General features: G+C 57.7%; 25 protein-coding genes and 1 pseudogene. 16 read left to right on the top strand and 10 right to left on the bottom strand.

All coding sequences use genetic code 11. The annotated features are described in order from the left end of the window. Window positions 1–61 precede the first annotated feature (61 nt). From WDN46_25095 to WDN46_25075, 5 genes are all read left to right on the top strand, one after another. Window positions 62–1,690, top strand: a complete 1,629-nt coding sequence (locus WDN46_25095) for a cyclic peptide export ABC transporter (protein MEJ0096567.1) — start codon at window positions 62–64, stop codon at window positions 1,688–1,690. A 90-nt stretch (window positions 1,691–1,780) separates the two neighbouring features. After that, complete coding sequence (locus WDN46_25090; GenBank protein ID MEJ0096566.1) at window positions 1,781–2,164, top strand: transposase; 384 nt, start codon at window positions 1,781–1,783, stop codon at window positions 2,162–2,164. Window positions 2,165–2,321: 157 nt separating this feature from the next. After that, window positions 2,322–2,675 carry a transposase gene (locus WDN46_25085; GenBank protein MEJ0096565.1) on the top strand — a complete coding sequence of 118 codons (354 nt, stop codon included), beginning with the start codon at window positions 2,322–2,324 and terminating at the stop codon, window positions 2,673–2,675. Next, window positions 2,672–3,016 (top strand): IS66 family insertion sequence element accessory protein TnpB, encoded by a 345-nt coding sequence (gene tnpB / locus WDN46_25080; GenBank protein MEJ0096564.1) that lies wholly within the window; start codon window positions 2,672–2,674, stop codon window positions 3,014–3,016. Before WDN46_25085 ends, tnpB begins: the two co-directional genes overlap by 4 nt. Window positions 3,017–3,090: 74 nt before the next feature. Then, window positions 3,091–4,683: an IS66 family transposase gene (locus tag WDN46_25075; GenBank protein ID MEJ0096563.1), complete on the top strand. Its 1,593-nt coding sequence runs from the start codon at window positions 3,091–3,093 to the stop codon at window positions 4,681–4,683. Between the two features lie 186 nt (window positions 4,684–4,869). On the opposite strand, the gene WDN46_25070 is transcribed toward WDN46_25075, so the two are convergent. From WDN46_25070 to WDN46_25060, 3 genes are read right to left on the bottom strand one after another with little or no spacing between them, the layout of a single operon-like run. After that, a complete protein-coding gene (locus WDN46_25070) occupies window positions 4,870–5,583 on the bottom strand; it encodes a hypothetical protein (protein ID MEJ0096562.1) in 714 nt (237 codons plus the stop codon). A gap of 40 nt (window positions 5,584–5,623) precedes the next feature. After that, window positions 5,624–6,118, bottom strand: a complete 495-nt coding sequence (locus tag WDN46_25065) for a hypothetical protein (protein MEJ0096561.1) — start codon at window positions 6,116–6,118, stop codon at window positions 5,624–5,626. Then, window positions 6,115–6,816 carry a hypothetical protein gene (locus tag WDN46_25060; protein ID MEJ0096560.1) on the bottom strand — a complete coding sequence of 234 codons (702 nt, stop codon included), beginning with the start codon at window positions 6,814–6,816 and terminating at the stop codon, window positions 6,115–6,117. The genes WDN46_25065 and WDN46_25060 overlap by 4 nt, the downstream gene beginning before the upstream one ends. 642 nt (window positions 6,817–7,458) lie before the next feature. Between WDN46_25060 and WDN46_25055 the strand changes: the two genes are divergently transcribed. Beyond that, the gene (locus WDN46_25055) at window positions 7,459–8,301 is read left to right on the top strand and encodes a cytochrome c (GenBank protein MEJ0096559.1); all 843 of its coding nucleotides are present in this window, start codon (window positions 7,459–7,461) and stop codon (window positions 8,299–8,301) included. An 80-nt stretch (window positions 8,302–8,381) separates the two neighbouring features. Here the strand turns inward: WDN46_25055 and WDN46_25050 are convergent, their stop codons facing one another. The 3 genes from WDN46_25050 to WDN46_25040 all read right to left on the bottom strand — a co-directional run bounded on the left by WDN46_25050 (window position 8,382) and on the right by WDN46_25040 (window position 9,723). After that, on the bottom strand, window positions 8,382–8,708 hold the full coding sequence (locus tag WDN46_25050; protein ID MEJ0096558.1) for a hypothetical protein: 327 nt from the start codon (window positions 8,706–8,708) through the stop codon (window positions 8,382–8,384). Window position 8,709: 1 nt separating this feature from the next. Further along, entirely contained in the window at window positions 8,710–9,033 is a 324-nt protein-coding gene (locus WDN46_25045) for a hypothetical protein (GenBank protein MEJ0096557.1), read from the bottom strand. A 372-nt stretch (window positions 9,034–9,405) separates the two neighbouring features. Continuing rightward, window positions 9,406–9,723, bottom strand: a complete 318-nt coding sequence (locus WDN46_25040) for a hypothetical protein (protein MEJ0096556.1) — start codon at window positions 9,721–9,723, stop codon at window positions 9,406–9,408. A gap of 83 nt (window positions 9,724–9,806) precedes the next feature. Here WDN46_25040 and WDN46_25035 point away from each other — a divergent pair. After that, window positions 9,807–10,010, top strand: a pseudogene (locus tag WDN46_25035) (helix-turn-helix transcriptional regulator). Between the two features lie 885 nt (window positions 10,011–10,895). Further along, window positions 10,896–11,108: a hypothetical protein gene (locus tag WDN46_25030; GenBank protein MEJ0096555.1), complete on the top strand. Its 213-nt coding sequence runs from the start codon at window positions 10,896–10,898 to the stop codon at window positions 11,106–11,108. A gap of 582 nt (window positions 11,109–11,690) precedes the next feature. Here the strand turns inward: WDN46_25030 and def are convergent. Further along, window positions 11,691–12,233 carry a peptide deformylase gene (gene def / locus WDN46_25025; GenBank protein ID MEJ0096554.1) on the bottom strand — a complete coding sequence of 181 codons (543 nt, stop codon included), beginning with the start codon at window positions 12,231–12,233 and terminating at the stop codon, window positions 11,691–11,693. Between the two features lie 478 nt (window positions 12,234–12,711). On the opposite strand from def, the gene WDN46_25020 reads away from it, so the two are divergent. After that, window positions 12,712–12,873: a hypothetical protein gene (locus WDN46_25020; GenBank protein ID MEJ0096553.1), complete on the top strand. Its 162-nt coding sequence runs from the start codon at window positions 12,712–12,714 to the stop codon at window positions 12,871–12,873. 151 nt (window positions 12,874–13,024) lie between these two features. Here the strand turns inward: WDN46_25020 and WDN46_25015 are convergent, their stop codons facing one another. The 3 genes from WDN46_25015 to WDN46_25005 all read right to left on the bottom strand — a co-directional run bounded on the left by WDN46_25015 (window position 13,025) and on the right by WDN46_25005 (window position 14,913). Next, complete coding sequence (locus WDN46_25015) at window positions 13,025–13,231, bottom strand: hypothetical protein (GenBank protein ID MEJ0096552.1); 207 nt, start codon at window positions 13,229–13,231, stop codon at window positions 13,025–13,027. A 135-nt stretch (window positions 13,232–13,366) separates the two neighbouring features. Continuing rightward, window positions 13,367–13,606, bottom strand: a complete 240-nt coding sequence (locus WDN46_25010; protein ID MEJ0096551.1) for a hypothetical protein — start codon at window positions 13,604–13,606, stop codon at window positions 13,367–13,369. 138 nt (window positions 13,607–13,744) lie between these two features. Beyond that, window positions 13,745–14,913 (bottom strand): IS3 family transposase gene (locus tag WDN46_25005; GenBank protein MEJ0096550.1). Its coding sequence is split into 2 segments (ribosomal slippage): window positions 13,745–14,649 and window positions 14,649–14,913, totalling 1,170 coding nucleotides; the frame shifts between segments, so codons are not numbered across the junction. On the opposite strand from WDN46_25005, the gene WDN46_25000 reads away from it, so the two are divergent. The 7 genes from WDN46_25000 to WDN46_24970 all read left to right on the top strand — a co-directional run bounded on the left by WDN46_25000 (window position 14,894) and on the right by WDN46_24970 (window position 20,022). Then, the gene (locus WDN46_25000) at window positions 14,894–15,247 is read left to right on the top strand and encodes a hypothetical protein (GenBank protein MEJ0096549.1); all 354 of its coding nucleotides are present in this window, start codon (window positions 14,894–14,896) and stop codon (window positions 15,245–15,247) included. The genes WDN46_25005 and WDN46_25000 overlap by 20 nt on opposite strands. Window positions 15,248–15,481: 234 nt before the next feature. Beyond that, on the top strand, window positions 15,482–15,886 hold the full coding sequence (locus tag WDN46_24995; protein MEJ0096548.1) for an aldehyde-activating protein: 405 nt from the start codon (window positions 15,482–15,484) through the stop codon (window positions 15,884–15,886). A 390-nt stretch (window positions 15,887–16,276) separates the two neighbouring features. Then, window positions 16,277–16,861, top strand: a complete 585-nt coding sequence (locus tag WDN46_24990) for a recombinase family protein (protein ID MEJ0096547.1) — start codon at window positions 16,277–16,279, stop codon at window positions 16,859–16,861. A 574-nt stretch (window positions 16,862–17,435) separates the two neighbouring features. Further along, window positions 17,436–17,804 carry a hypothetical protein gene (locus tag WDN46_24985; GenBank protein ID MEJ0096546.1) on the top strand — a complete coding sequence of 123 codons (369 nt, stop codon included), beginning with the start codon at window positions 17,436–17,438 and terminating at the stop codon, window positions 17,802–17,804. Between the two features lie 271 nt (window positions 17,805–18,075). Then, window positions 18,076–18,777 (top strand): hypothetical protein, encoded by a 702-nt coding sequence (locus WDN46_24980; protein MEJ0096545.1) that lies wholly within the window; start codon window positions 18,076–18,078, stop codon window positions 18,775–18,777. Then, on the top strand, window positions 18,774–19,268 hold the full coding sequence (locus tag WDN46_24975) for a hypothetical protein (GenBank protein ID MEJ0096544.1): 495 nt from the start codon (window positions 18,774–18,776) through the stop codon (window positions 19,266–19,268). Before WDN46_24980 ends, WDN46_24975 begins: the two co-directional genes overlap by 4 nt. Before the next feature lie 40 nt (window positions 19,269–19,308). Then, window positions 19,309–20,022, top strand: coding sequence for a hypothetical protein (locus tag WDN46_24970; protein ID MEJ0096543.1), 714 nt, complete (start codon window positions 19,309–19,311; stop codon window positions 20,020–20,022). Window positions 20,023–20,092 lie beyond the last annotated feature (70 nt).

Raw genomic sequence — 20,092 nt, 5'->3', positions numbered from 1 at the left:
CAGTTCTACGTCGCCCAGGAACACCGGTTCCATACCACTCAATGTCAATGGCGAAATCTGAATGAAGATGTTGTTTTACCTATATCGGCAATCCTGGCTGGGATTTTCTGTTGCAACCTGTACAGGTCTGTTGGGCGGTTTTTCTGGCGCCGGCCTGGTGGCGGTTGTTAGCAAGGGGGTAGCCGATAAAGCGCATCTGCTCTCGTATGCCTCGTTGTTTTTTGGGCTTTGCATATTTCAATTATTAAACAAGGCGTGCTCCGAAATTACTCTGGTGCGGTTGACACAGGAAATGGTTTGCCAGTTGCGAATCGATCTAAGCCGCAAGCTGTTGGCGACGCCTTATAATGTACTAGAGGGGATGGGGAAGCCGCGACTCTTAGCTATTTTGACCGGCGATGTGAATATGTTCACTCAGGCAGCTCAGTTGCTGCCAGCGGTGTTCGGCAATTGCATTGTGACGATAGTCTGCCTGGGTTACATGGCGTTCCTGTCATGGCCGATCTTTTTGTCGTCGACGCTGTTTTTGGCGTTCGGCGTGACGGCCTACCATTTTTCCGAACAACGCCCCTTAAGACAGATGCGAAAGGTTCGTGGTCAAATGGACATCATTTATCGAAATTTCCGCTCGTTGCTGGAAGGTACAAGAGAGCTCAAACTTAATAGTGCTAGGAGCGTCTATTTTATAGATAACGTCATCGCCCCTTCGGCACAGAATTTTCGCAAACTTTTCGTGCGAACTATGACCGGGTATACCATTGTTAACAACATGGGTAGCTCGTATTTTTTTATTGCCCTAGGCGTTGCTCTGTTCGTCATACCTGTATGGGCGCCGCAGCCCGCTGCGACGATGACAGCCATCACCTTTTTGTTGTTCTATCTGATCCAGCCAGTGAGCAGCGTAATGGGGGCCTTACCCAATTTGCGCCAGTCTTCCATCGCTTTGTCCAGGATTCGGCAACTGAATGCTGATTTGACGCAAATTGCACCTGAAGCGCCCCATCAACACCGGCACGACCCTTTTGCGGTCGCCTATCCTGACACCCCACTTCTTCAACTGATACAAGTCCGACACCAGTTTCCGGGCCTCACAGACGATAAACCGTTCAACTTAGGCCCTATCGACTTATCTATTCAGCGCGGCGAGACCCTATTTATCGTCGGCGGAAACGGCAGCGGAAAAACCACTCTTGCTATGTTGCTGCTTGGTTTATACAAACCGGAGGGCGGAGCGATCAAGCTCAACGGAGTGCAGGTCGATGATGTAAGCAGAAGCCGCTACCGTCAGTATTTCTCTGCAGTCTTCGCCGATTTCTTTCTTTTCGACGAGATCCTGGGTGCTGACGAGCAGCGGCTTGCAGCACAGGCTAACGAGTACCTGAGCAAGCTTCGCATTGGACACAAGGTCAAGGCCGAGGCGGGACGCTATTCGACCACTAGTTTGTCGCAGGGACAGCGCAAGCGTATGGCACTCGTTTCTTCATATCTCGAAGACCGACCGATCCATCTTTTCGACGAATGGGCCGCAGACCAAGACCCCGTTTTCAAACGCATTTTTTATCTGGAACTGCTTCCCGAATTGAAAAAGTGCGGCAAGACAGTCATCGTCATCTCACATGACGATGCTTATTTCAGTTGCGCGGATTGCGTGATCAAGCTCGAGGATGGAATGGTGGTGTCCGACCTCTAGAGCGGTTTCGCGGAACTCCGATTCAAGATTTGGGGATTCCCCGATCTGAATAAGCATGATTCTCTGCTGGCTCATGATAGGAGGCAGGGAATGACGCAGGCCTACAGCGCGGACCTTCGCAGTCGAGTGATCCAAGCCGCAGCGAAGGGCCTATCGGCTCGATCCGCCGCTGAACGATTTGGCGTGGGGATTTCGACGGCGATCGTCTGGGTCCGGCGCTTTCGGGAGAGCGGTGAATGTTGCGCCCGCCGACAAGGCAAGCCCCGCGGTTCTCGGCTCGATCCGCACGAGGCTTTCATTCTGAAGCTGGTTGAAGAGACGAAGGACATCTCCCTTGCCGAGATCGCCGAGCGTCTCGCCGCCGACCACGGCGTCTGCGTCGGTCCCACAACCGTGTGGAAGTTCCTCGATCAACGCGACCTGACATACAAAAAAAGACGGCGCATGCGGCCGAGCAGCAGCGCGCGGATGTGAAGGCGGCCCGGCAGGCCTGGTTCGACGGACATCTGTAAGCGCCAAGCTGGACCCATATGGCGGAGCGTCTGACGAGCAGGTATTTATGCGGGAGCTGCAATAAATGCTGGTTTGAACTTCTATGTCTGCGCATAGGTCTAGGGATAGAAGCTTCCATATGATCGAGGTGCTTCCTGATCGTCTTGAGGGAGCACCGTCGCAGCTGCGGCGGCGATGGTCGGACGAGATCAAAGAACAGGCCGTAGCTGCATCTCTGGTGCCTGGAGCGAATGTCTCGGCGATCGCCCGAGGCATCGGCATCAGTCCCGCGCAGCTTTTTGATTGGCGGCGCATGGCCTTACGTAAGGGATCGGCCAGCCTGCCAGCGCCACCGGCGGATGCATCTCTTGAAGTCACGCAGCCCACGCCTTGCGTTATCGAAATTGTTGTCGGCGGCGTTGTCATCCGCGCGGATGCGACGGCCGACGAAACACATTTGCGGCGCGTGATCCGCGCGGTTCGTTCGGCATGATCCCATCGGGCGTCAAAGTGTTTCTGGCAAGTCACCCGATCGATTTTCGCAAGGGCGTAGACGGTTTGCTGTCCCTGGTCCGTGACAGCGGCAGCGATCCATTCGATGGCGCGCTTTACGTCTTCCGTGCAAAAAGGGCCGACAGAATCAAAATTGTATTTTGGGATGGATCCGGCGTTTGTCTTTATGCGAAACGTCTTGAGAAAGCGCAGTTTTGCTGGCCGAAGATCGGGCATAGCCGGATTCAACTCAACCAGGCTCAGTTAATGGCGCTGGTCGATGGGATGGACTGGAAACGCGTTCACGCGGTGGCAGTGAAACGGCCGGAGTTTGCTGGATAAAACGCCTGCGACAGAGTGAATCGGGCGTTTCAATAGGGCGGCAATCGCGGGCAAAATGTGCTCTTATGAGCCCCATGGTAGTGCCTGGCTCCAAGCTCCCCGACGACGTTGATGCGCTCAAGGCCATGGTGTTGGCCATGACTGAAAAAGCGGCTCGCGCGGAAGCTCTTGAAGCCGAAGTTGCCGATCTCAAAGCCTTGAATGCGAGCGCCGACGAACGCATCGCGCGACTGACCTCCATCCTCAAGGCATTGGAACGGGCAAGGTTCGGGCGCCGCTCCGAGAAGCTTGGCTCGAAAGCTCTTGATGACGAACAGAGTGCCTTCGTCTTCGACGAGATTGAAACGGGGATCGGAGCCATCCAGGCCGAACTCGACAAGCGGCCCAGTCCCGATAAGGCCAAACGAGCCGCACGTCCCCGCAAAGGTTTTGCCGCCCATCTCGAGCGGCTCGAAATCGTCATCGAACCGGACACTCTTCCCGAGAATGAAGGCAAACAGAAGATCCTGATCGGCGAAGATGTCTCCGAGCGGCTCGATGTCACGCCGGCCAAGTTCCGCGTCATCGTCACGCGCCGGCCTAAATACGCATTCAAGAATGAGGATGGTGTCATCCAGGCTCCAGCGCCGGCCCATATCATCGAGGGCGGCGTTCCGACGGAAGCTCTCCTGGCGCTTATTGCCGTTTCCAAATATGCCGATGGCCTGCCGCTTTACCGGCAAGAGGCCATCTACACGCGCGACAAGGTGGAACTCAATCGCGCCCTGATGGCCCAATGGATGGGCCGGCTCGGGTTTGAACTTGAGATCCTCTCTGAACACGTCCTCACCCGGATCAAACAGGCGGAAAGAATCTTCGCCGACGAAACGACCTTGCCGACCTTGGCGCCCGGTTCCGGCAGCACAAAGACAGCCTATCTCTGGGCCTATGCGAGAGACGATCGCCCCTTTGGCGGCAGCGGCCCGCCGATGGTTGCCTATCGCTTCGAAGATAGCCGGTCTGGCGATTGTGTCGCCCGTCATCTCGGTGGTTATAGGGGCATTCTGCAGGTCGACGGATATACGGCCTACAATCGCCTCGCGAGGCCAGACCGCGGCAATGACGCCGTCACGCTCGCGGGATGTTGGAGCCATGTCCGGAGACGATTTTACGAACTGCACGTCAATGGCAGCTCCGAGCTTGCCACGGCTACGATTGAACGCATGACCCATCTATGGGAGGTCGAGGAAAACGTCCGGGGCAAAGAGCCAGAAGTGCGCGCTGCGGCCCGGCAAGAAACTGCGGTGGCGATCGTCGCTGATCTGTTCAGGCTTTGGCAAGATGCGCTCCCACGTATCTCCGGCAAGTCTAAGCTCGCCGAGGCGATACGTTACGCCATCTCACGCCGGGCGACGCTCGAACGCTTCCTGAATGATGGCCGCATCGAGATCGACTCCAACATCGTAGAGCGTGCAATCCGGCCGCAAACAATCACACGAAAAAACTCACTCTTCGCCGGCAGCGATGGTGGAGGCCGTACTTGGGCATCCATAGCCACATTGCTGCAAACTGCAAAAATGAACGACATCGATCCTCAGGCCTGGCTCACCCAGACACTCGAGCGCGTCGCAAACGGCTGGCCCAATGCCGAAATCGATGCCCTCATGCCCTGGAAATACGCCGCCTGAACGGCCTCGGCTAAGCGCTTACCTCCCAACGAGCAGGATCGCCCCTACACATGGCCGAGTAAACCCGCGCCTGGTATGACCGAACCGACTGCGCGATCGAGCGTCGAGCCGAAGGCGGCTTTAATTCAGGGCATTGCCAAGGAATCACCCGTCCTCAAGGCAGTGAGCGTCGGGAACGCGATTGCTTCAAACGATCGCGAACGGATTGGAGGCCGGCGCGGTTGTGTCGGCCGTGCGTGCTGAGCCGAACGGATTAAAGCCGTTCGCAATGCCGCCCGGCGAGAATGGAGGCGTTATGCCGGGGTTAGCGAGCTTCCAGGCCGCGGCGCCCTTTACGCCGAGACTGCCGAGGCCTTCCGCCAGCGAACCGGCCAGATCCCAACCGTCGCCGGCGTGGCTATCTTGATTGAGCTCGAGGCCCAAGACGCTCGTATCGCCTTGCTTGAAATTGTTGATTTGGCCGATCTTCGCGGCGTCCTGTTGCTGGGCCAACGTATCGTTCTGCAGCACATCGCCGAACGATCGCAGCTTAGCGCCGGAAAGAGCCTGCTGATTGGAGTAACCCTGCGTCACAGCGCGCGCCGCCGCCTCATTGGCTTGCGTATTGGCCGAGCCTCCCGGCGCTTCGTTCTCTGGATTGGCCTGCGTTGGCGCGACGTCCTGCACGAACATGTCGCCGAGCGACTTAGCTTTGGCGTCCTGTTGGCCCTGTAGATTGCTATAGAGGCCGAGCGAATGAGAGTTGACGCCCGCCGCCTCTTGATTAAGAGCATTTTGCGCGGCGAGGTTTTGGGAGAGCGAAGCTGCCGTGGCGTCGGCCACCTGTCCAGCGCCGATCGTTTTCGCTGCAGCGCCGGCGCCACTGAGGGCTATTCCTGCAATGGTGACTGGATCGCACATCTAAACCTCTCCCGTGTCGCGGACCGTTGGATTTGCCGAGTCAGTTAATCGTGTTCGGCGCGTCGGCATTCGAAACCCATGCGTATATGTCGAAATCCTGCCCGGCCTTGCCCCATTTTTTGACCGTTGCTTCGCGAGAGAGGCCAAGCGCTTCAATCCAACTATGGATGCCGTGATAGGACGTCATCGATCCGCATTCGATCCGATGCACGCCAGCGGCAACAGCCGGCGCGAAAACCTCGCGTTGGACGTATTCAGTCAGCGGCGCAACGATCGCGGGAAACTCTTCGGTCGCAAAGAAGAGCAGCGAAACGACGTTCGGCCGAAATCCGATGAGGCCACAGATGGCGATCGGCTTGCCGTCGAGCCCAACGGCGAACACGTCGGCGCGCGAGCCGTAGCGCTCTGACAGCAGACGCGCCAGGTCTTCTCGCGTGTTCATGTGCGATACGGCTTCGAGCTCTTCGAAGTCCCGCGCACGCATTTTTAGCGCGACGTCGTAGACGGCTTGAGGCAGATCAATTTCAAGTTTCATTTTATGGCCGCCTTACAATCGTTAAGGCCAAGCGCGTCCATGAGACTTTGCATGAACGGCGATAGCTTCGGAGGGGTTTGTCGCTGCGCCCAAAGGAGCTTCATATCCGGGTATCGGTCGTTCCACTGCCGGCGGTCGAGCTCAGCCTGCGCGGCAGCGAGTTTGAGTTTCGAATTTAGGCGGACCGCCAGCCGCGCATTAATGATGACTTCCAGTTGGGCGCGGAGCACTTTCACGAGCGCCAAACTATGCGGATACGTCGCCTCCGCCATCCGACAAATGCGCTCGTTGGCCGCCAGGTCGTACGCGCTATATTCGTGATAAGCGGGAGCGGCGGGACCTCCGATGAAGTGCGTCCAGCAAAGAACAAGCGCTTTGAGATTGGCGAAGCCGGACTCGAGCGCTGGCTCGTAGCTCTCGTCAAGTTCCGCCGCGACAACTGGCCGTATCCTGCCGAGCAGTTCGATGATTTCTTCGTAATCGGTGTGCTCGCCCACTTTTCGGTCGGAGGCGTCCTGAGGGATGCGCGGCCCCGCTGAATGCTCGATGATCGCGTCGACCGCTTCAGCGAATGCCTCAATCGGCGTCGCGCAGCCTTGGACTGCTTCGAGCTTCGCCTTCGTGAGCCGCTGCCCCTCGTTGAGATTAAGCGCCCGCGTCAGAGCGCGCATGAAGGGGGTGTGCATTGAACTGTCCATTTGCGCCTCTTTCCTGTGGTCGCTCGCGTACTGAGCGTACGTTTAGATAGGCGAAAAGTCAAGCGCTAAAGGCCCCTCCGCGGAGCCATGATCAATTTCAGCCGTAACCCTAAGTCTGTGGAAAGCGAGCTGCCAGCTTCGTGCAAACGTGGACAGTTCCCTACTGCTAATGCACAAGGCGACGACATAGACGCATCGGAGCCGATGGCGTCGCTCTGGGGTCCGCGTCGGCTATAAAATCGACGAGGTAATGATATATGCGGTCACGTGTTTTTCCCTTCGGGGTCTTCTTTCTGGCTGGGTTGGCTAGCTTCGGCGTTATCCGCGACGCAGCTGCGGATGACAGTCGAAATTATGCGGAACTGGAAAAGGCTGTGTTGGATGAAGGCACCGGCCAACCACCTTAATGTTTCCCTCGTAAACCACTCAGAATGCAGTTTTATTTCTAACCAGCGAAATCTTAAGACGTCGGTAACGTTATAGCGTACATACTATACGGGGGTAGCTTGTGTCTGGTTGCCCGCCGCGTCTCTTAGCGCTGGCGGGGGTGCCGTCCGTATCCGCCGAAATCAGCGCCAGCTGCCCGTCCTTTCGAGGTCATCGGTCGATTACATGCGCAACCCGAGAAAGACTGACCGAGAAATGATGTTGAAACACGTTTGGCTGGCTGTTTTGCTGCTAGCCGCGAATGCGGAGTTGCAGAGCGCCATCGCGGGCAACGATGCTAAATTCGATTTAACGATCGGTGGAGAAACGCGATCCTTCACTGAGGGAGAGCTGCTAGCCCGCGATGATGCTGTCGAGATCACCGTACCTCATGATGTCAGTTATGGCGCGACGATGACCTATCGCGCTGTGCCCCTCCCGGACCTGCTAAGCGGCCTCAGCGTTCCGGCAGACAGCGTGCTCGAAGCGGTGGCAAGCGATGGTTTCGTCGCACAATTGCCGATGGATCTTGTCAGCAATCGCGATCCTGCCAAGGCCGTCGCATATGTCGCGTTGGAAGAGCCTTCGCGACCTTGGCCGAAACTACCCGACAAGCAGGTGACTGCGGGACCGTTCTATCTTGTCTGGATAGGCAAGGACGTGGGCTCTATCCGCAGCGAACAATGGCCCTTTCAGATGGCGCATCTGGCGACGCAAACGACGCCGGCAAAACGCTGGCCGTCGTTGGCGGTTGACACCGTGCTGCCGGCTACTGATCCAGTTCGGGCGGGGCAGAGCCTCTTCGTCACTCAGTGCCTAGTCTGCCACAAGCTCAATCATGCGGGAAGCTCTGAGATTGGGCCGGATCTGAACCTACCTATGAATCCAGTCGAGTATTTCCAACCGGCAGCCCTGCATCGCTATATCCGCGATCCGACTTCCGTCCGCCATTGGCCAGCGCAGCAGATGCCGGCTTTTAAATCAGAGCAACTGAGCGATCGCGAGATCGATTTGATCCTCGATTATCTCGCCCATATGGCTCACCGCAAAACCCAATAGATCTGATGATCTTGCGGCAAAGCGCGGGTCTCAGATCCGAATGCGCGCCCATAGCGTGCGGTGAAGCGGCTGGGTCATTGCTATGCCCTTCCCCAAATCGCACCCGGCAGTTCAAAGTCCTCCAGGTCGGGCTTTCGTTTTCGGTGCCTACGAACCTGAGGTCTCACGCAGCCGGGCGGGGCTTGATGGGTGCCGGCGAGCATAGCCCTGCCCTTGCCGCGCTTAGCATAGTATTCAAGGAGGAGTTTTCTATCGGGATGCCAAGCTGGAAGGGTTTCGATCTGACTTATGCCCAATTCGACGAGCTCGTCGGCGAGTGTGAGCATCAGCCATTCAACCCGCTTGTTTATATCGAAGATTGGATCGGTCGCCGCGATGGCGCGGGCTGCTGGGGCTTTCTTCGCCATGTCAGGCCTCCACGTCGCGGGTGGCCTCGAAAAGCACACTGACGTGATCCACGGTCCGCGTCTCTGGATCGTGCGACGCTAGATATTGAAGCCTGCTGAGCGCCTCGTGGGGCGTCGTGCACCGGTAAGCGCATAGCGCCATCAAGGCGTCCTGTTCGGCGTCATCGGCGCGATCATTGTCGAGCTCTAGAGACTTGAGGCCGCTGCGTTCCCTCGCCGCGTCATCGTCGGCGAAGATTTTCTCAAGGATCTCCTTATTTTCCTCCTCGACGGCTTTAGCGAAATTTTTTCCTCGCTTCTGGAGCTTCGGAGATGCCCGACTCATAAGAATTTCGAACATCATACCGGAAAACTCAAGGCCGGCCGCCAACTCCTTCCTGCATTTCTCGATACCCATATCCAATGTTAATGGCACTGATTTGGCATGCCCCTTTACAGGTAAGGGCCCCTTCCAACGGATTGTTTGATAGACCGCCTCTGCTTCACCCTCCTTCGCAATAATGGCTTGGAGAGCAGCATGAGCCACACGATGGTCGTTCGATCAGCCGAGTAAGTTCGTGCGAGACCGGTGTCTCTGCGCTGGCGCCTGTGGCGAGTGTGGCGCCGCCAGCGATCCCCATTGCAAGCGCGGCAAGCGCTGATCTGCGGTTGAGATTTGGCAAGCGGGTATCGGCCGTTTCAATGTTCTTCGCCATGGTTATAGCCCCTCCCGTTTGGCTTCCGGCACGAAGGCGTGGAACCAGGTGTGCACGGTCGTGATTTGGTCCAGCGCCATGGTGAAGAGTTCTTCCAGCGCCTCCCGCTCGCCGCCGAAAGCGGTTTCAAGGCTTCGTGCAGCGAGCCCACCGATGAGCATTAGCGATTGAGTGCGGTCGATGGCGAGCTCGGCGTCAATGTGATCGGGCCATTGACGCGCGGGCGGTGCGGGTTCGGACATAGACGGCTTTTGGTCTTTCGTTCCGTGATTGAGATTTGGCAAGCCGGTATCGGGTGCCGGAACTGTGCTGTTCGGCATTGTGGTTGCTCCCATTGATCTGAAGCTATCAATGCGATATTTATTGATCACGCCACGCTTGCTGTCAATAGGTTTTGATTAAAATGAGCGAAAGCAATCAAATATCGGGGCGGCAGATCGCAGCTGCCCGAGCGCTTGCGGGGATAAATCAAGCTGATTTGGCGGCGGCGGCAAATATCTCTATCCCGACGCTCCGGCGGATGGAAGCCAGCGACGGAGCAGCGTCTGGGCTACTCAACAACGTCGCAGCTGTGCGCTCCGCGCTTGAGGCAGTGGGCGTGGAATTTACGAATGGCGACCACCCGGGCGTAAGAGTGACTCCGCTATGGATGCTCCACCGCGTCGCCGAGCGTTCAAACCTCGATGCGGTCCTCAGACTGAAGGGACGCGGGGACTTCTGGAACATCCGCGCGACCCCTTTCGGACTTGAATGCAAGAACCAGCACGGCGAAGTCATCGGAAGAGTGTTGGCCGGCCGACGCGAGGATCCGGTATCGACATTTGACCCCGATGTCCATCGTCCCATCCCTGACAAAGCAACGCCATCGGATTTGCATTTGTGGGTATCGGAGATGATGGTCCGGGATGCTCAGCGCGGGAAAGCGGCTCGCGCGTTCGGTCCGCCCACTGGAACAAGGGAAGAGAACTGACCAGCAGCGAATTCATCGCGGAGAACGGCGGAGGGGCTGGGGTCAGGCTGAGGAAATGAAAGCTATTGTAGTTGCGAAAGATTCTAAAGTTCAGGGATCTGCTGGACGAGAAGTAATCCACGCCGTTAAAACCGCTAATCTTTCCGCTGGCGGTCACGACGATGAAAAAGAGCGCCGAGCTCACTGACAGAATTGTCGTGGTGATGAGGGACGTTTGGAATCTAACGGCCCCACAGCATCAAGCGGTCCTGGATGAATGGGCATATGAACTGTTTCGACGAATTGAAGTCGGCGATACCTATTTGGCGCTCTATGACATAATCGCACGAGTCCAACTTACTCTGGACTTGCCAGCGGACGGCTCCCATAGGGAAATCGCCCGAAGATCGCAAGAGATAGTCAAGGATTGGTCAGGGCGTCCCAAAGGCCGCCGCCCTATCCGAAGAAGCCAAGGAGGCGTCCCTGGAGGCTGGACACGACGATGATCGAATCCCCCTATTGAAAGTCGTCAGGAGATAACAGATGCAGTGGGTCAGATTTGATGCCGATCTGACTGGTCGGGTGGACGAAGCGTATCAGGCGTGGAAAGCGCAGATGCCGCCTGATGATCCAATTAGAGAAGATCATCAGATGTTTATCCCCGATCCCAACACCAATCGGAAGATCAGAAAACTCTTCGATAAACGGTTCACTGAGTACCTCGAAGCGACCGGCATACCGTTCGAACGGCCCTAAGGGCCTCGCGGCGCCGCGAGGTTTCCGTCAAGACGACGGGTGGAGGGGATGACCGCCGTACGCTCGGCCACCGCCCCCCACTACTGCAAATTTGGCCGTTATATAATGTGGCAATTTCTAGGCGGAATGTTACAACTGTCAAATCACTAATTGCGACGCAGCACCGGCGATAGACAGACGAAGCGCACAGACACTTAGGAGGACGCAATGCTGCGCCGAGCTGCCGCTATGTTCCTCTTACTGTCGATCCCCGCTGCAGCACAAATCATCGACTCTCCGACGAATGGCGAGTGTCCGCCGGACTATTATCAAAATTCTGACCACAAGTGCGTAGAGCATCCGACTCCGTACAACGATCACGGCGCGGCGACCGCCATTTGCAACGACGGGGACTATTCATATTCGCAACATCACTCAGGCACGTGCTCGCGCCATGGCGGAGTGAAAGTATTTCTGCGGTGACGAGGGCTTTGACCGTCGGCGTCGAGTTCATCGCGAAGAACGGTGGAGGGGCCAGAGTCAGACTGCGGCAATAAGCCCTTGGGTTCCGCCGGCCTCGAATTCGGTCCATAACCAAAACGATTATGTGCGGTCTTCAACTTCGCCAATGGTCTTGGTCAGATGGTGCGCCTCACTATCCATAGCCAGTCGGGTGAGATCCGTCATGCGGCTCAAAAACAGAATGCCGTCCAGATGATCAACCTCATGCTGCAGGACGCGCGCGAACAACCCTTGCGCCACGCCACTAATGGGTTGCCCATCAAGGTCCTGGGCGCGCCATGCAACCTTCGACCAGCGCGGCACAATCCCTCGAACGCCCGGGAATGACAGGCAGCCTTCGATGGCGTCTTCGCGCTCGTCGCCAATCGGTTCCAACGCGGGATTTACCAGCACGACGGGTGGTAAATCGCGCCATTCTTCGCGCAAGGCTATCGGCATAGCCACAATTAGCCGGAGGCTTGCGTTGACTTGTGGGGCGGCGATTCCGATGCCTCCAGCGGTTTGCATCGTTTCAATCATGTCTGCGGCGAGTACGCGGATCTCGGAGGTGGTGGGGTCGGCGACCGCGGCGGCTTTGGTCGATAGAATCGGGTTTCCGATCAATGTGATATCGCGCGCGGTCATCGCGGGCTCCTTTCTAAGGAAATTCACGACCGTTGGGCTCGGAAATGAAGGGCCGCCTAGCCAACTGATCAACGGCCGGCAAAATAAGCCAGCGATGTTACTTAGTGATTTCACCGCGGCGAGCGAATTGGTTGCAATTGAATTTTCGCGGGCGTCCGCTTCTGCAGACGCGACAATTGCCGCATTCATGTGCGGCGGCCCATACATGGCGTAGCCGCCATGATGAGGCGCCCGCGTCGGCAGCAGAGCATCAGCCCCATAGACCGTCGTCAGCACAAGTCCTGTAACCGCGACCCTCAGATCAGTTGAGCATAACGCCCAAGCTCAGGCTTTAACTTATAACATTCGTTTGTAATCATTTCGCTCGGTTTTCGTAGTCGATATGTAGCAACACCTGCCTATTATGCGGCGCTTCCACTCAACTTATCGTGTCGTTCGCGATCGCCAAGATCGCTGGCGACTATTTTCAGTAAAGACTGTGAGCATGCGTTACATACGGCTTTTAGGTACTATCGTCTTGTCCGCTGGAGCTGGCCTTCTCCTGGGCATCAATCTGGGCGCAACCGATACATCGGTCGAGGCTGCATTGCTTGGTCTGACACTGGGCTTCGGCGGCGGTCTCGCCATAGTAGTGTTCTAAGGTAATGATGCGGGTATGATTGAGCGCGCAAGGACCCCGAAGTAAAGATCCTTCACTGGTTGGCCGCCGCCATCGCCGCAAACTGCGCGGACCCTTGCGGATTATTCGCATAGGCCTCGAAGATGCTGACTCATCCGCTTGTCGGGTCTCTTCATTTGCAACCCAAATTAAGTGAGTCCCATGCTTCGTCGAAACTTCCGCCGTCCGCGTCGATAGGCATGAGCTTTTCGCCGTTCGCGAAGTATTGCACTCGCCAATGATTCTTGGCATTGCGCGTAATGATGAAATGCTCGGGGCGGTCCACCGCATCGGACCTCAGAAACTCAATAAGAGCGGTTTCGCTTTCGGACAGTTTCATTGTTAATTCCTTTGTGTGAGGGTTGAGCGATTGCTTAGGGGCTGGGCGTCGTTGGCGGGGCGTTGCTGGGGTCGCCAGTTAGCTTTTGCGTCAAAGCATCAGGAGGGGCCGAGCCCGGCAAAGCGCCGATGCAGGTCATATCTTGATACCACTCGTCCCCTCGTGTATCGCAGTACGGGTCAAATAAAGGACCTTATAAATCCCATCATTGGTGCCCAGACGGAGAACCTGATCGTTTGCTTGGGCGCAGTTATGCAGTTGGCTTAGCTGGGCGCGCTGGATATCCTGGTCATTAATCTGAAGCAGCGTGTTCACTTTGACGCGTGAGTTAATCAGCGTCCGAACAATGATTCCGCCGGGGGTTTCAATCGACATCCCGATCATGCGAGTCTTTGAATTGACGATAAACGCGGAACCCGGAAGAGGCGTATTCTCCGGAACCATTTGAAGCTGACCGTTTTGCATACTCCAGGTGCAGCTGGCCTGCCCCCATGGGGTGATCCAGTTTGAATGTTAGTGCATTGTCGGCCCTGGCGCTATTGCTGGCGTGGCGGGCGAAGCTGGTCCGGATTGCGAAGCCGGCCATTGCAGGGTCTTCGGGGCTGGCGGCTTGTAGCCCAGCGATGAGTGCGGGCGCACGGTGTTGTAGTGGCGTCGCCATCGCTCAATGACGACCTTCGCCTCCTTGAGAGTGTAGAAGATTTCACCATTCAAAAGCTCGTCGCGCAGCTTCGAGTTGAAGCTCTCGCAATAGCCGTTCTCCCAGGGACTGCCCGGCATGATGTAGGCGGTCTTCGCGCCGACGGCGGCAATCCAGTCACGCAACGCCTTGGCGATGAACTCCGGGCCGTTGTCGGAACGAATGTGGATCGGAACCCCTCGCAAGATGAAGAGGTCCGAGAGAACGTCGATGACGTCCGCTGCCTTCAGCTTCCGGTTAATCCTGATCGCGATGCATTCGCGGGTAAATTCGTCGATGATATTCAGCATGCGATATTTCCTGCCATCATGAGTGCGGTCCTCGACGAAGTCATAGGACCAGACGTGGTTGGGGCATTGCGGGCGCAGCCGGACGCACGAGCCGTCATTGAGCCAGAGACGCCCGCGCTTGGGTTGTCTGGCCGGAACTTTCAGCCCCTCGCGTCGCCAGATCCGCTCGACCCGTTTGACGTTGACCTTCCAGCCTCGCTCCCACAACATCGCCGTGATGCGGCGGTAGCCATAGCGGCCGTACTGGATGGCGAGCGCCGTGATGTCGGCGGTCAATGCCGCTTCGTCATCGGGCTTGGTCGGAACCTTGCGCTGCGTGGAGCGATGCTGACCGAGAACCCGGCAAGCGAACCGCTCGGGAACGCCATGTTCGGCGATCACATGCTCCACGCAGGCGCGACGACGCGCGGAGCTCAGAAGTTTCCCGAGGCAGCCTCTTTCAGGATCAGCTTCTCAAGCGTCAAATCGGACACCGCTCGACGGAGCCGCGTATTCTCCGCCTCCAGCTCCTTCAGCCGCTTCACCTGATCGCCCTTCAGGCCGCCGTATTCCGACCGCCATCGATAGTATGTAACTTCCGTCACCCCTATCGAGCGGATCGCCTCCGCGACCGGTCGCCCTTGCGCGCTAAGCACTTCGACTTGCCGTAGCTTCGCGACGATCTCTTCCGCCTTGTGTCTTTTCCTCGGCATTGCGCAGTCCTCCATCAGGCTCATAAGCCCATACTTCACGGAGGATCACTTTTCAGGGGGCAGACCAGAAGAGGCCTTCGCCGCCTTGCGCTCCGTCTGCAATGATCCAAAAGCCCCGGCGCCGGCGCGCGCGACTGCCGCGACATCAATTTTCAGGGCGGCGGGACTGTTCGACAAGACCGACGCCGCGGCCGATGACAAGCCTTTGTCGGAATTAACTGCGGAGGAACTAAACCGGATTGTCCGTCGCCATCAAAGGGCGCCGACAACCTCCAGCGCTCCGCGGGCCGAGCGCGGCGCGCCGGACGAGGATGAGGTCGACGCGTTTGAGTGAGGGAGCTACCGATGGGCGCGCGCGCTAATTGGGAGCGAGGCGGCGCGAACAGCATTGGGGATCGCCTCCCTCGCCGCCGCGGATATGAGGTTTGAGGCGCGAAGACTTATACCGCCGCGCTAGTGGTGAAAACCTGGCGCTTGGTATCCTGGCGCAGCCGAGCTGGAAGCGTAATCAGTGTGGGAAATCGAACGGACTCTACCAGGCGATCGGCTCTGCTGATATAACTTGGGAATGTTGAAGCTCTCCTGCCTTTGCGGCCAGGTCCGCATCGAAATCCCAAAGCGACCGGACTTCATCAACGAGTGCAACTGCACTCTTTGTAGAAAGTCGGGCGCCCGCTGGGCCTATTTCCATCCCTCGGAAGTCAGCGTCGTGGGAACGACGAAGGGATATAGCCGGGAAGACAAGGAAGACCCGGCTGCAGAAATCCATTTCTGTGCAGATTGTGGTTCAACGACACATTTCACTTTAACCGCAAGCGCCATATCGAAGTTCGGGAACAGCCAGATGGGCGTCAATGTGCGCCTTGCGGATGAGAAGGCCCTCGCCGGAACAGAATTGCGCTATCCTGACGGACGGGCTTGGTCGGGCAAGGGCGCCTTCGGCTATGTGCAGGAGGCTCGGATCCTTGGCTGATGTGCGGGTTCGGAATGACCGCTTTGTACCGAGTGCCGGTCGGTCTTGAACGGCCGCGAATTGAGCGCGAGCGAACATCTCGCCCTTGGATACAATGTCAGATTTTGGCCACTAGACCGATCCGCGATGGTAGCCAAGCATTTGGCGGATTATCGCTTACTTCATGGCGCCGGTGAACCCAAGCCCCGATCGGCCCTGGCGCGTCCAACCCCAATCCGCTCGCAATCTTCGATGTCAACCGCGCCGGCGTCACGCTGCCGGTAAGTGTCATATTAGGGCATGCCCTCTCGCGACGTGACAAAAACACGGAAAAACGTCGCATTAGGATTGACTATGGACATATGTGACGATATGTAATGGTTACACCATCCTAATGCGACGAGAGACGCCATGAGCCAGACCATCCTTTACGCTCGAGTGAGCACAAGCGATCAGACCGTCGGCCTGCAACGCCAGCAAGCCGAGCAAGCCGGCTTCAAGATAGACCGAACGATCGAAGACGAGGGCGTCTCGGGCGTGAACACGCTCTTTGCAGACCGTCCCGGAGGGGGCCGCGTCCTCGATGTACTGCGGCCCGGAGACGTGCTGATTGTGCGTTGGATTGACCGGCTCGGAAGGAATTATGCGGATGTGACTAAAACGATCCGCGAGCTCTTGGCGCGGGGTGTTATCGTCAAAACCGTGATCAACAACATGACTTTCGACGGGGCGATTACTGACCCAATGCAGAAAGCCGTGCGCGATGCGCTGATCGGTTTCATGGCCGCGATGGGCGAAGCCCAGGCAGAAGCGACGAGGGAAGCCCAGCGCGCGGGAATTGCGCACGCAAAGGCCAATGATCCTTCGAAGTATCGGGGACGGCCAGCGACGACGGACGTCGATCGGGCAAAGCAGATGAAGGCCGAGGGCATGGGGGCCAGCGCTATCGCAAAAGCTCTCGGGATTTCGAGGCAACACGTCTACCGGCTGATGTGAGCGCCGAGCAAATCGAGTTCGGAGGCAGCCCGCCGATGACCGCACCGCCGTCTCTCCGCCGATGATCGGAGAGACGCGGCAAGGCGAAAGTGGATTCCGGCGCAAGTCAGCCGGTCGCCGACGAGACTTTAAGCCAAGGTGTTCAGAGGACAAACATCCGGCGGTAGGGGCACCCCTGCGCTGTCGAACCCACGCATGATACGGGCGCGATTGGGCGCGCCGGCGATCGATGTGCGTTATCATCCCCACCCGCAGGGCGGCGCGGATAAGGGCCTTACGTTTGGCGCCTAAGCCTTGGTCAGTCGAGCTGATCGCCTCGTGCGCCGGCAGAGCGCCAGAGGCCACGTGTGCCGAGGATATTGTAGGTCAACATACCGCCAACAATCAATGTAAATCAATGCGATGCTCAACTTACGTCTAAGTATTGTAGGTCAACATACAGCAGACCTACAGACGACATACTTGAGTGAATAATAGAACATTAGTTTGAAGGCTTGACGAATAGCATAACTAATGCGCATTATATCGCCGTTGCACACCAGATAAATCGCTTCATCGTAAGGAGAGTTTCGCAATGACTGATATTCAAAGCAATGCGGATCGAATTAGCTTCGAGGCCATGATCCGGGAAATCTCCGCCCAATGCCTCGATCTCGATATCGGAGAACTACCTGATGGAACCAGACGAGTGCTTTTGACTGATGCCTCACAGGGTGCCTCGTGGGAGTACTATGGCGGCTCAATCATAGAGGCATTGCAAGCGGTGTTCGCCGAAAAGCGCGACTCTTCCGCTTTCTCCGCTGGCTTTCACGCCGCTGAGGCGGGGATCGCCCTATCGGCGTTCTCCGGCGCGGGCCTGTCGGCAAGCCAAAGATCGAACTTCGAAAAAGGTTTCCTTGCGTCGAAAGAGAGCGATGCCGCCGCGTTAGCGGGCGCCGCCTAATTGCGGGGGTCTAGGCGGCGACCTCCCGCCACGCCGCGCGGCCGCGAGGGCTAGGCCACCCTCCGCCCACGGTCCGACAAGGCCGGCGAATTCCGCTGGGAGTGCGCGCAGAAAATTTCGCCAAGTTGGAAACTGCCCCTTCATCCAAGCCGGAGAACATCCAAGCCTGAGCGCACGCTCGGGCTTTTTATTTGCCTCGGGCCTAGCGCTTGACTTTTCGCCTATCTAAACGTACGCTCAGTACGCGAGCGACCACAGGAAAGAGGCGCAAATGGACAGTTCAATGCACACCCCCTTCATGCGCGCTCTGACGCGGGCGCTTAATCTCAACGAGGGGCAGCGGCTCACGAAGGCGAAGCTCGAAGCAGTCCAAGGCTGCGCGACGCCGATTGAGGCATTCGCTGAAGCGGTCGACGCGATCATCGAGCATTCAGCGGGGCCGCGCATCCCTCAGGACGCCTCCGACCGAAAAGTGGGCGAGCACACCGATTACGAAGAAATCATCGAACTGCTCGGCAGGATACGGCCAGTTGTCGCGGCGGAACTTGACGAGAGCTACGAGCCAGCGCTCGAGTCCGGCTTCGCCAATCTCAAAGCGCTTGTTCTTTGCTGGACGCACTTCATCGGAGGTCCCGCCGCTCCCGCTTATCACGAATATAGCGCGTACGACCTGGCGGCCAACGAGCGCATTTGTCGGATGGCGGAGGCGACGTATCCGCATAGTTTGGCGCTCGTGAAAGTGCTCCGCGCCCAACTGGAAGTCATCATTAATGCGCGGCTGGCGGTCCGCCTAAATTCGAAACTCAAACTCGCTGCCGCGCAGGCTGAGCTCGACCGCCGGCAGTGGAACGACCGATACCCGGATATGAAGCTCCTTTGGGCGCAGCGACAAACCCCTCCGAAGCTATCGCCGTTCATGCAAAGTCTCATGGACGCGCTTGGCCTTAACGATTGTAAGGCGGCCATAAAATGAAACTTGAAATTGATCTGCCTCAAGCCGTCTACGACGTCGCGCTAAAAATGCGTGCGCGGGACTTCGAAGAGCTCGAAGCCGTATCGCACATGAACACGCGAGAAGACCTGGCGCGTCTGCTGTCAGAGCGCTACGGCTCGCGCGCCGACGTGTTCGCCGTTGGGCTCGACGGCAAGCCGATCGCCATCTGTGGCCTCATCGGATTTCGGCCGAACGTCGTTTCGCTGCTCTTCTTTGCGACCGAAGAGTTTCCCGCGATCGTTGCGCCGCTGACTGAATACGTCCAACGCGAGGTTTTCGCGCCGGCTGTTGCCGCTGGCGTGCATCGGATCGAATGCGGATCGATGACGTCCTATCACGGCATCCATAGTTGGATTGAAGCGCTTGGCCTCTCTCGCGAAGCAACGGTCAAAAAATGGGGCAAGGCCGGGCAGGATTTCGACATATACGCATGGGTTTCGAATGCCGACGCGCCGAACACGATTAACTGACTCGGCAAATCCAACGGTCCGCGACACGGGAGAGGTTTAGATGTGCGATCCAGTCACCATTGCAGGAATAGCCCTCAGTGGCGCCGGCGCTGCAGCGAAAACGATCGGCGCTGGACAGGTGGCCGACGCCACGGCAGCTTCGCTCTCCCAAAACCTCGCCGCGCAAAATGCTCTTAATCAAGAGGCGGCGGGCGTCAACTCTCATTCGCTCGGCCTCTATAGCAATCTACAGGGCCAACAGGACGCCAAAGCTAAGTCGCTCGGCGACATGTTCGTGCAGGACGTCGCGCCAACGCAGGCCAATCCAGAGAACGAAGCGCCGGGAGGCTCGGCCAATACGCAAGCCAATGAGGCGGCGGCGCGCGCTGTGACGCAGGGTTACTCCAATCAGCAGGCTCTTTCCGGCGCTAAGCTGCGATCGTTCGGCGATGTGCTGCAGAACGATACGTTGGCCCAGCAACAGGACGCCGCGAAGATCGGCCAAATCAACAATTTCAAGCAAGGCGATACGAGCGTCTTGGGCCTCGAGCTCAATCAAGATAGCCACGCCGGCGACGGTTGGGATCTGGCCGGTTCGCTGGCGGAAGGCCTCGGCAGTCTCGGCGTAAAGGGCGCCGCGGCCTGGAAGCTCGCTAACCCCGGCATAACGCCTCCATTCTCGCCGGGCGGCGTCGCAAACGGTTTCAATCCATTCGGGTCAGCGCGCACGGCCGATACGGCTGCGCCCGCCTCCAATCCATTCGCGATCGTATAAAGGCGAATCTCACGACCGGCGCGGTTACGCATTCGCCGCGCTTGGAAGCTCCACCATTGTTGCTTTGGAG

Origin of the sequence: Methylocella sp. (genome assembly GCA_037200525.1) — a bacterium.
Lineage (GTDB): Bacteria > Pseudomonadota > Alphaproteobacteria > Rhizobiales > Beijerinckiaceae > Methylocapsa.
Note: the sequence above shows the minus strand (reverse complement) of the source record. Positions and strands in the feature narration are given on the sequence as shown.

What these genes read in the sequence shown, in the direction of transcription:
- WDN46_25040 (MEJ0096556.1), bottom strand. Translation starts at nt 9,723, where the DNA reads ATGCCGAACAGCACAGTTCCGGCACCCGATACCGGCTTGCCAAATCTC.
- def (MEJ0096554.1), bottom strand. Translation starts at nt 12,233, where the DNA reads ATGACCGCGCGCGATATCACATTGATCGGAAACCCGATTCTATCGACC.
- WDN46_25050 (MEJ0096558.1), bottom strand. Translation starts at nt 8,708, where the DNA reads ATGGCGAAGAAAGCCCCAGCAGCCCGCGCCATCGCGGCGACCGATCCA.
- WDN46_24990 (MEJ0096547.1), top strand. Translation starts at nt 16,277, where the DNA reads ATGAGCCAGACCATCCTTTACGCTCGAGTGAGCACAAGCGATCAGACC.
- WDN46_25070 (MEJ0096562.1), bottom strand. Translation starts at nt 5,583, where the DNA reads ATGTGCGATCCAGTCACCATTGCAGGAATAGCCCTCAGTGGCGCCGGC.
- WDN46_24985 (MEJ0096546.1), top strand. Translation starts at nt 17,436, where the DNA reads ATGACTGATATTCAAAGCAATGCGGATCGAATTAGCTTCGAGGCCATG.
- WDN46_25085 (MEJ0096565.1), top strand. Translation starts at nt 2,322, where the DNA reads ATGATCGAGGTGCTTCCTGATCGTCTTGAGGGAGCACCGTCGCAGCTG.
- WDN46_25045 (MEJ0096557.1), bottom strand. Translation starts at nt 9,033, where the DNA reads ATGAGTCGGGCATCTCCGAAGCTCCAGAAGCGAGGAAAAAATTTCGCT.
- WDN46_24980 (MEJ0096545.1), top strand. Translation starts at nt 18,076, where the DNA reads ATGGACAGTTCAATGCACACCCCCTTCATGCGCGCTCTGACGCGGGCG.
- WDN46_24975 (MEJ0096544.1), top strand. Translation starts at nt 18,774, where the DNA reads ATGAAACTTGAAATTGATCTGCCTCAAGCCGTCTACGACGTCGCGCTA.
- WDN46_25075 (MEJ0096563.1), top strand. Translation starts at nt 3,091, where the DNA reads ATGGTAGTGCCTGGCTCCAAGCTCCCCGACGACGTTGATGCGCTCAAG.
- WDN46_24995 (MEJ0096548.1), top strand. Translation starts at nt 15,482, where the DNA reads ATGTTGAAGCTCTCCTGCCTTTGCGGCCAGGTCCGCATCGAAATCCCA.
- WDN46_25015 (MEJ0096552.1), bottom strand. Translation starts at nt 13,231, where the DNA reads ATGAAACTGTCCGAAAGCGAAACCGCTCTTATTGAGTTTCTGAGGTCC.
- tnpB (MEJ0096564.1), top strand. Translation starts at nt 2,672, where the DNA reads ATGATCCCATCGGGCGTCAAAGTGTTTCTGGCAAGTCACCCGATCGAT.
- WDN46_24970 (MEJ0096543.1), top strand. Translation starts at nt 19,309, where the DNA reads ATGTGCGATCCAGTCACCATTGCAGGAATAGCCCTCAGTGGCGCCGGC.
- WDN46_25055 (MEJ0096559.1), top strand. Translation starts at nt 7,459, where the DNA reads ATGATGTTGAAACACGTTTGGCTGGCTGTTTTGCTGCTAGCCGCGAAT.
- WDN46_25090 (MEJ0096566.1), top strand. Translation starts at nt 1,781, where the DNA reads ATGACGCAGGCCTACAGCGCGGACCTTCGCAGTCGAGTGATCCAAGCC.
- WDN46_25065 (MEJ0096561.1), bottom strand. Translation starts at nt 6,118, where the DNA reads ATGAAACTTGAAATTGATCTGCCTCAAGCCGTCTACGACGTCGCGCTA.
- WDN46_25030 (MEJ0096555.1), top strand. Translation starts at nt 10,896, where the DNA reads ATGCAGTGGGTCAGATTTGATGCCGATCTGACTGGTCGGGTGGACGAA.
- WDN46_25060 (MEJ0096560.1), bottom strand. Translation starts at nt 6,816, where the DNA reads ATGGACAGTTCAATGCACACCCCCTTCATGCGCGCTCTGACGCGGGCG.
- WDN46_25095 (MEJ0096567.1), top strand. Translation starts at nt 62, where the DNA reads ATGAAGATGTTGTTTTACCTATATCGGCAATCCTGGCTGGGATTTTCT.
- WDN46_25010 (MEJ0096551.1), bottom strand. Translation starts at nt 13,606, where the DNA reads ATGTCGATTGAAACCCCCGGCGGAATCATTGTTCGGACGCTGATTAAC.